This window comes from Spiroplasma endosymbiont of Megaselia nigra (genome assembly GCF_003987485.1).
Classification (GTDB): Bacteria; Bacillota_I; Bacilli_A; order Mycoplasmatales; family Mycoplasmataceae; genus Spiroplasma.
On the sequence record NZ_RCOO01000039.1, the window covers coordinates 1 to 8,960 of the forward strand.

General features: G+C 25.6%; 11 protein-coding genes, 1 pseudogene and 1 riboswitch. Of the genes and pseudogenes, 8 read left to right on the forward strand and 4 right to left on the reverse strand.

Features of this window, described 5'->3' with window-relative positions:
- The 4 genes from D9R21_RS02730 to D9R21_RS02735 form a co-directional block, all read right to left on the reverse strand.
- Positions 1-278: hypothetical protein (locus tag D9R21_RS02730; protein ID WP_148108820.1), on the reverse strand; the 278-nt coding region annotated here is incomplete at its 3' end.
- A gap of 2 nt (positions 279-280) precedes the next feature.
- Positions 281-418: a hypothetical protein gene (locus tag D9R21_RS06935; RefSeq protein WP_158613854.1), complete on the reverse strand. Its 138-nt coding sequence runs from the start codon at positions 416-418 to the stop codon at positions 281-283.
- Position 419: 1 nt separating this feature from the next.
- Complete coding sequence (locus D9R21_RS06940) at positions 420-593, reverse strand: hypothetical protein (RefSeq protein WP_158613855.1); 174 nt, start codon at positions 591-593, stop codon at positions 420-422.
- A 654-nt stretch (positions 594-1,247) separates the two neighbouring features.
- Positions 1,248-1,484, reverse strand: a complete 237-nt coding sequence (locus D9R21_RS02735) for a hypothetical protein (RefSeq protein ID WP_126821005.1) — start codon at positions 1,482-1,484, stop codon at positions 1,248-1,250.
- A gap of 460 nt (positions 1,485-1,944) precedes the next feature.
- Between D9R21_RS02735 and D9R21_RS02740 the strand changes: the two genes are divergently transcribed.
- The 8 genes and pseudogenes from D9R21_RS02740 to D9R21_RS02775 form a co-directional block, all read left to right on the forward strand.
- Positions 1,945-2,874, forward strand: a complete 930-nt coding sequence (locus D9R21_RS02740; protein WP_126821006.1) for an OTU domain-containing protein — start codon at positions 1,945-1,947, stop codon at positions 2,872-2,874.
- Entirely contained in the window at positions 2,840-3,622 is a 783-nt protein-coding gene (locus tag D9R21_RS02745) for a hypothetical protein (protein ID WP_126821007.1), read from the forward strand. Before D9R21_RS02740 ends, D9R21_RS02745 begins: the two co-directional genes overlap by 35 nt.
- Before the next feature lie 309 nt (positions 3,623-3,931).
- Positions 3,932-4,029, forward strand: a riboswitch (purine riboswitch).
- 86 nt (positions 4,030-4,115) lie between these two features.
- Positions 4,116-5,561 carry an IMP dehydrogenase gene (gene guaB, locus D9R21_RS02750; protein WP_126821008.1) on the forward strand — a complete coding sequence of 482 codons (1,446 nt, stop codon included), beginning with the start codon at positions 4,116-4,118 and terminating at the stop codon, positions 5,559-5,561.
- A 154-nt stretch (positions 5,562-5,715) separates the two neighbouring features.
- The gene (gene rpmH, locus D9R21_RS02755) at positions 5,716-5,850 is read left to right on the forward strand and encodes a 50S ribosomal protein L34 (RefSeq protein ID WP_004028019.1); all 135 of its coding nucleotides are present in this window, start codon (positions 5,716-5,718) and stop codon (positions 5,848-5,850) included.
- Positions 5,851-5,892: 42 nt separating this feature from the next.
- On the forward strand, positions 5,893-6,210 hold the full coding sequence (rnpA, locus tag D9R21_RS02760) for a ribonuclease P protein component (protein WP_114565605.1): 318 nt from the start codon (positions 5,893-5,895) through the stop codon (positions 6,208-6,210).
- Between the two features lie 15 nt (positions 6,211-6,225).
- The gene (yidC, locus tag D9R21_RS02765; protein WP_126821009.1) at positions 6,226-7,503 is read left to right on the forward strand and encodes a membrane protein insertase YidC; all 1,278 of its coding nucleotides are present in this window, start codon (positions 6,226-6,228) and stop codon (positions 7,501-7,503) included.
- Positions 7,503-8,087 (forward strand): R3H domain-containing nucleic acid-binding protein, encoded by a 585-nt coding sequence (locus tag D9R21_RS02770; RefSeq protein ID WP_126821010.1) that lies wholly within the window; start codon positions 7,503-7,505, stop codon positions 8,085-8,087. The genes yidC and D9R21_RS02770 overlap by 1 nt, the downstream gene beginning before the upstream one ends.
- A 125-nt stretch (positions 8,088-8,212) precedes the next feature.
- Positions 8,213-8,716, forward strand: a pseudogene (locus tag D9R21_RS02775) (hypothetical protein); the annotation flags it as partial.
- Positions 8,717-8,960 lie beyond the last annotated feature (244 nt).

Genomic DNA, 8,960 nt, shown 5'->3' on the forward strand with positions numbered 1-8,960 from the left:
TCATCTTTAAAATTTTTTATTAATTCTAATGGTTCTCTAAAAATATAATCAATTTTTGAAACTACTAGTTTTAAATCTTTTAGTGATTGTGATTTATATCCTCCATTTATTAATCAAGCTTGTTGTCGATATATAAATTCTGTTAATTCTTGTCCGTTTTCATCAATTCATTTTTTAATTGTTAATGCCTTTAAACTTAATTCTTTAAAATTATTTCCCTTTAAATAAAATGGATAAGTAATATTTTTAATTTGATTATTTAACTTTAAATCTGACATAATTAAATTTCCTCCAAATTTAGATCAATAATTAAATTATCAATATATTCATAAGCACTTTCTTCTGAATTACATTCTTCTAATGCCATATTAAATAAGTTTTCTTCAGTATAAACATAACCATTTTCATCTTTTCACATATTATTCACATCCTTTTCATTTAATATTTGTATTTTCTAAATCAATGATAGTTGGTAATCAACCATTTTTATTTTCAACATCAGCAGTAATTTTTGCTTCTTCTAATGTATAAAAGAATTCTGTTTTGAAATCACCATATTTACTTTTCATTACTAATAAGTATCTTTTGTTCATAATTTATTTCTCCTAATTCTTTTTAGTATTTAATGCTCAATGTTCATCAGTCATTTCTTCAAATGATACTGAATAACTTTTAAGCATTAATTCATTTAATTTGTTAATAGTTTTTTTATTTAACTTTTTCATATACCCTCCATTTATTTACTTTCACCGCCCGCTTCACTCCGGGGGTGAGCGGTGCAGTATATTATTTAATATTTGTTTACTTATACAACTATAATTGTTTAGTAATACTAAATAAATGACTACAATTTTGTAGTTGTTTTTATAAGGTAGAACCAGAGAATTTCTCTCTCTTCGTTCCGCTGCCCACTATGACACGTTCAGTTTTTAAAATAAATTCACTTGCACCTTGAAGAGCCTAGTGCTGGCTTTGTGGTTTTTAAAACCGCTGCCACTTCTAAGAAGTAATATCTATCGCAAATTTATTTATAAAGTGACCATCTCTATTATTTATTGTGGTTCGATGTTGACCTTGCACTTATCACCACTATCGCTTAGTTATTAAATATAACCAGCGCAGATTTACATTTTTCCTCATACACTATTTCAGTACTTGCCTCGGCCGGCTGTGGAAAATGAATTATATAAACAATTCATTTCGTACTTAGTTATTAATAAATAACCGTTCCACACTACATTAAGTTATTAATTTTTATAAAATCAAAGTTTTAAAGAACCAGTTTCTCAATCAAAGATAATTTTTGAATTTTCTAATTTCTGATAAAACTGTTTTTGTTTTCAATTTTTAGTTTTATTCAATAATTTTTTGTGTTTTTCACATGTTCATAAAACCTTATTTGATGAAAACTCTTGAGTAATTAATGATATTGCTTTATAGCAATTATCAACATCACATATTGTTTGTTGCTTATTAATTTTCATTACTCATTCCTTTCTTTGATATTATTTTTTTATTTATTAGCAAAATTAATTAATTGAAACAGAGAAAGGACAACACCTTAAACAAGGAGAAAAAATAGGTACATTTTGTAAAGATTTCTAATATATTTATTAAATGTGTAACACAACTTGAAGTTAACAAAAAAGTTGTGATAAAAAGTTTCTATTTTAAGAATTTAAGATGCTGTCCTTTCTCTGAATTAATTAATAATTATGGGTTTATAAATAAAAAAACAACCCTTTTTATTTAACAAGAGTTGTTTTTTGCCGCTTCATCGTACATGATACAATTAATAATAGAAAAATAGAAAACAAGCAAGAAAGCTTATATTATTATGATGAATTTAAACGTAGGAAAAGAACAAATAATAAATTGCAAAATAATTAAAGCTATTTATATAATGTTCCTTCAAATGGTAATTGTTTATTTTGATCTGTTGTAATGGCTTTTTTGCTACCAGTCCGAAATGATAATGAAGCATTCCGAACAAGATTTATCCAATTATTTGGTGAAGAAAATTTAAATCATTTATCATATGTTCAAAATTTATTTAGTCAATTTAAATTAACAAATCATGGTAGTGGGCATAATTTATATAATAACAGGATAACTATTCATTTAGTAGAAACTGTTTTTCGTAATCGTGTTGTTGATTACATAAATTCTAACTTGTATAGATTTCGTGGTGAAAATCGTGCAACATTTAGTAGCGCAATTTTAGCTGAAGTAAGAGTGTTAGGATTAGATAATTTATCAGAGGAACAATTAATTGAAAATTATTTGAATAATATGATGCTAATAGGTACTTGGGCAGGATCTATTGAAATTGAATCAATAACTAATATGTTAAACACTAATATTATTAGGAATAACGAACTTTTTTATTCAGAAAATCAAAATCAAAATGAAATTAATCATATATATATTTACTATATTAACTATAATCATTATAATTTTGTTTTAACAAGAGAGACTAATCAAGAAGAAAATAAAATGGATATTGATGAGCCAGAGCAAGTTTCAGCACCGATTCCTTTTTCAAGTGTTATTACTAACACTTATTTAGGACAGTTATCGGATAATACTCCCGAAATTATTATTAATAGAATATCACAACTAAATGCTAGATTTGACTTGAATCAAATTTATGTAACTGATATTCAAGAAAATAATGCAGTAGTTTTACCATTTGTTCCCCCTTTATGAAAGGGGAAAATTCCAACAGTAGTTCATTTTTCTTTATTTCAGGATAGAAAAAAACAACCCATTATTCAATATAAAAATGTTCATCAAGATGATTGAAAAACAAAAGAAATTGATTTTAAAAAAAACAACAATGCCTACACCAATAAATTCTCAAATACATTATAGTTTTTGTACTTTAGCAGTATTAGAGAATCTATTAATTAATAATATTGCAAAAAATACTAATGTTTCTTTATCACAAAGTGAACTTTTTAATCATTTTTTAGAAAAATATAAAATCAATGATATTACTAAAAATTGATTAAACCTTTATGCTATTTATAAATTTTTAAAAGATGATCCTGAAGTTAGTAAAAGTTTAGTGGGTAGATATTCTTATTTTGATTTTCATAATTTTTTCTTTCATAATTTATTTAATGATAAAAAAATAAGAATAATATTATTTCAAATGTTAGTATGAACTTCGCTTTATTTTAGTACTCCTGTTATAATGGGAACATTTAATAGTAAAGGAATGGGACATTGTATTTCAATTTCAGGAATTAGACCAAATGAAGATCCATTTAAAACTGAATATATAATTAGAGACCCCGATATATGAGAAAATAATATAAGAATCGGGCAAGAATTAAGTATAAATGGGAATGATTTATATAGTTCTTTGTTTAATAAAGAAGGTATATTTGGTGCTTTATTAATAAGTACTTATGTTTTTGGATCTATATTTATTCCAAGTTTTATAAATATGATGCGTGAAAATATGCCATTTTTTCAAAGTGCTTTGGGAACTATTGACCGTATTCCTACTCCGTTAATAAGTAAAGATAGCATTGCTACTGAAGATGATATTTTAAATTCAAATTATTTATTTGATAATGAACTTTTAGACATATTGTTTAAGAATTTTATGTAGTTAATATGCAGTACTAATTGATAAATTTAAATGATTTTAGGAAATGTTTATATAATTTAAAATATAGTTTTAGTAACTTTAATTTTGTTAAAGAAAAAGTGGATTGGTACATTAATTGATATAATAATGAACGAATTTTTGTAAAATATCAAATGTCTCCTATAAATGCACGAAGTTTATGAGAAAATAAGATAAACTTTAAAAACTTTAAAAAAGTGAACTTATATTGGTAGATACATAGGTATAGTTTTTACAATTTAAATGTAAATTTTATTGGTCTATTTTACTTTTTTTGTTATAATTAATACAATTTAATACTTACAATAATCCTATATATACTAGAAATATGGTCTAGTGTCTCTACAGTTAACCTTAAATTAAATACTATAGGTCTTAATTTATTTTTAATTTGTTAAGACTGTTTGTTAATTGGTTTTAATGGTCATGTTTCTTTTATTAAATTTTTTGTATTAAATATTTTGGAGGAACAAACATGCAAATTAAAAAATCTTATACCTTTGATGATCTACTATTAGTTCCACAAAAATCAGATATTTTACCATATCAGATTGACTTAAGAACTAAACTAACAAAAAATATTGAATTAAATATTCCTTTTATATCTTCAGCAATGGATACTGTTACTGAATCAAAATTGGCAATCGCAATTGCTCGCGAGGGTGGAATTGGAATTATTCATAAAAATTTATCAATTGATAAACAAGCAGCAGAAGTTGAAAAAGTTAAACGTAACGAATCAGGTTTTATTATTAATCCGATAACATTAAAACCAACAATGACAGTTCAGGATGCTGAAAATATTATGGCTCAGTATCGTATTTCTGGTTTACCAATTGTTGATGAAGAAAACATATTATTGGGAATAATTACAAATCGGGATATTAGAGCATGTCATGATTTAACTGCTTCTGTAGATAAATTTATGACTGTAAAAAACTTAATTACAACTTATGAAAATATTGATTTAGAACAAGCAAAAGATATTTTGTTAAATAATCGTATTGAAAAACTACCAATAGTTAATGAAAAAAATGTGTTAATTGGGTTAATTACCATTAAAGATATTAATAATCGTGACGAATATCCTAATGCTTGTAAAGATGAACAAGGACGATTACGAGTAGGTGCAGCCGTTGGAATTGATGAAAATACATTATTACGTGTTGAAAAACTTGTTGCCGTTGGGGTTGATGTAATTGTTGTTGACTCAGCGCATGGTCATAGTCAAGGTATTATTAATATGGTTAAAAAAATTAAAAAAGCTTTTCCAACGATTAATTTAATTGCTGGGAATGTTGTTACTGCTCAAGGAGCTTTAGATTTAATTGCATCTGGTGCTAATGCAATTAAAGTTGGTGTCGGACCAGGAAGTATTTGTACAACAAGAGTTGTTGCTGGAGTTGGAGTTCCTCAAATGACAGCCATTAATGATGTTTATGAGGTTTGTAAAGGAAAAGAAATTCCAGTCATTGCTGATGGTGGAATTAAATATTCTGGAGATGTTGTTAAAGCACTTGCAGCTGGTGCTAATGCAGTAATGATGGGTTCAGTTTTTGCATCAACATTTGAAGCACCTGGTGAAGAAATGATTGTTGAAGGTAAAAAATATAAAACATATATGGGAATGGGCTCATTAGCTGCTATGAAAAAAGGTAGTGCTGATCGTTATTTTCAAGATAAAAATCGTAAATTAGTTCCAGAAGGAGTTGAAGGACGAGTTTTATTAAAGGGTAAATTAAGTGATATTTTATTTCAATTTATTGGTGGTGTACGGAGCGGTTTTGGTTATTGTGGTGCAAAAAATATTCTAATATTGCAAAAAACAGCTCAGTTTGTGGAAATTTCAAATAATGGTTTAAAAGAATCACATCCACATGATATTGCAATTACCAAAGAACCACCAAATTACACAAAATAATATTATTATAGGCAAAAAGATAAATGGAGATGAGAAAGCATATCAATCTCCATTTTTATTTTTTAAAAAATATTATTTTAATTGATATTTTTTATTAATTAAGATATTATTTATATGATGTCTTAATAATTTATATCATAAGGAGGTGCTAGTAATGAAAAGAACGTGACAACCAAGTAAAATTAAACATAAAAGAACACATGGTTTTCGAGCAAGAATGGAATCAGCTTCAGGCCGTAAAGTTTTAAGTAAAAGAAGAGCGAAAGGAAGAAAAGTATTATCAGCTTAAAAATGCTGGTAAAATACTTTATTTTTCTATTTGTGTCGAAATGTGAAAAAAAAATTTATTGTTAAAAAAAATTATGAATTTCAAAAAATAATAAATAATCGTTCTTTTATTAAAACTAACCCTTATTTTATTTATTTTAAAAGAAATGATCTTAATTATCATCGTTTTGGAATATCTGTTGGTAAAAAATTAGGAAATGCCGTTGTTAGAAATAAGGTAAAAAGACAAATTCGAAGTATGTTAAATTTTGATTTTTCAGTAACAGAAGGTTATGATCAAATCATTATTGTTCGAAAATCATATTTTAACAATAGTTATTTAATTAATAAAGAAATTTTATTAAATCAAATCAAAATGTAAAAAGGAGGTGAAATAGTGAACTATCGTGATTATATTTTATCCGATGGGAAAAGAACACGAAAACCTTGATATTCAATTGCTTGGAAATGAACAAAATTAGCCCTGTATATTTTTTTAATTATATCAATGTTATGAGGTTGTGGGCAAATGATGGTTCCAAAATATGGGACTGCCCAAATTTTAGATGTTTCTGGTCAGAAAGTATATAAACCAGGAGTTTTCTTTGAAATTATTTTAGGATACGATAATGTTGGGAAAGAACACTTTTTTCATTTTGAAAATGGACAACTATATGAATATCCATATTTAGCAATTAGAACATGATCTGATGCTTTTGTTAAAACATCTTCACCATTTTATGGTTGTTTTGTGTTTCCTGTTGCTTGAATTTTAGTTAATTTAATTTATGGTTTTGGTGGATTAGATAATGGTGCAGGAATTATTGGCGCATTATTCTTAACTTCATTAATTGTGCGTTTAATTACTTTAATGTTTAGTTGAAAAGCACAACGAAATCAAGACAAAATGCAATTAATGCAAATTAAACAAGCAGAAATTCAGGCCAAATATAAGGGTTCAAAAGATCCAGCGGCAAAACAAAAGCAACAAATGGAAATGATGCAGTTGTATCGCAAAGAAGGAGTTTCACCATTATCCACAATTGGTTCGTCTTTTTTATCAATTCCGTTTTTAATTGCGATGTATACTGTTGTTAGAGCAACACGAGAATTAAAAATTGCGACAATTGGGCAAATTTCTTTAATTGAAAAGCCATGAGATATGATTACTAGTGGGAATTATGTTTATTTATCTTTATTATTTGTATATTTGCCTATTCAAATTCTTTCGATGATTTTACCAACTATTTTAAATCTTCGTAAAACAAGAGTTATTACAAAGGAACAGAAAAAAGCACGTAAACGGCAATTTATTATGCAAGGAGTAATGATTGTTGTCTTCTTTGTAGTTACAATTTCAATTGCATCTGGGGTTGCTATTTATTGAATTTTCTCAGCATTTATTCAAATTTTACAAACATTAGGATTTCATTTCTTACGAGTTAAGAAACGAAGTAAAAAAAATAAAAACAAAGAATCGTTTGGACAAATAATTAAACATTTATTTGTTAGAAAACAACATTTAAAAACAACTAATAATATTGAAAATGTTGAAATTACAAAAACAAAACAAGTAAAAACAAATAATGCCGATAAAATTTCTTATAATCCGGTTAAATCAAAACCTAAAAAATCTAAATTTTCTTTACATAGTAAGAAAAAAAATAAAGATTAATGATTTTCATAAAAAAATTTAAGTCGCAAAAAAAATTTAGAGAATTTTTAAATAATTCAAATAAAAACTTCTTTTATAAAACTGAATTATCAACAAAATGATTTTTTCAGCGACTAGAAGTAACCTTTTTTGAAATTAATGATATTATTTCTTTTTGTAAAGAACATTTAGATAGTATTATCAAAGATATGTTATTAACGAAAGATTATGAGATGTCTTTTTCATATTCTAATAAGCAATTTTTAATTACATTAAATATTAGAGGTTTTAAAATAAATATTAATATTTTTGATTTTGTTTTTATTTTAGAAACATTATTACACACATATATTAGTCGTAAATTTCAAAATGATTTTAAATTTATTATTATTTTTAATTATGATAAATTAATGTTATTAGAAGCTGTACAAAGTGTTGTTAAGAGAGTTTTATCATCAAAAAAAGATCAATTATTGCCTGTTATGAATAAAGAACAACGAAAATTAGTTCATAGTAATGTTCTAAAATTTCCAGAAGTAATTTCAAAGTCAATTGGTTCGGAAAATACTCGCCAAATTGTTCTTAAGTATAATTATAAAAAATAATTATTTTTTAATAATGAACAAATTTTTGTAAAATATCAAATGTTTCCTATAAATGTAGAAAGTTTATGAGAAGAAAAGATAGACTTTAGAAAACTGAACTTATGTGGGTAGGTACACAGTCTAAAATGTTAGTCAAGTTTATAAAAAAATTTGACTTATTACTTAAGTTATTATATTATTGGAAGAATTGAATAAATATATTGTTAAGTACATTATTGTTATCAATTTTAGGCTCAACTGTTTTTTCATCAAAGGCAATAAATTTAACCAAAAATTATTTAAATAATATTTCTAATAGTCAATATAATATCGACCCAACATATCCAACTTTTAAAGATAAACAAACTTGATCCAATTCACAACGAGTTTGTTGAGATGGAGGGACCTGTGATCCGCATCCTAACTCCAGAACAATTTCATTTAATTGAAAACAATATGCTGATGATTGAAATACATTTAAAAAAAATTATTCTAGTTTTACGATTGAAATACAGGGATTAGCTAATTCAAGATATAATTCGGATACTTTAAACGATATAACATTTAATACATCAGCAATTTCATTAAATAAAATGGATAGTGGTATTGGTAGTCATAATTATAATAAGTTTTTGTCAAATGCCAAAGCCATAAGACTGCACCCCAAAAAGTAAGTAAAATTAAAAAAGAACTTTACTAAACTTTTAGAGGAGGTGCATTTTTTAATGGCAGGAAAAGAACAAAAATTTAAAACATATACTGCAGAATTTCGAAAAAATACAGTAAAATAAATTGAACAAACATCGCTTACTTATATTGCACAAAAATATAAAGTAAATATAAAAACACTTGATTCATGACAAAGAAATTTTAAAAAAGGAATTTTAAATACAC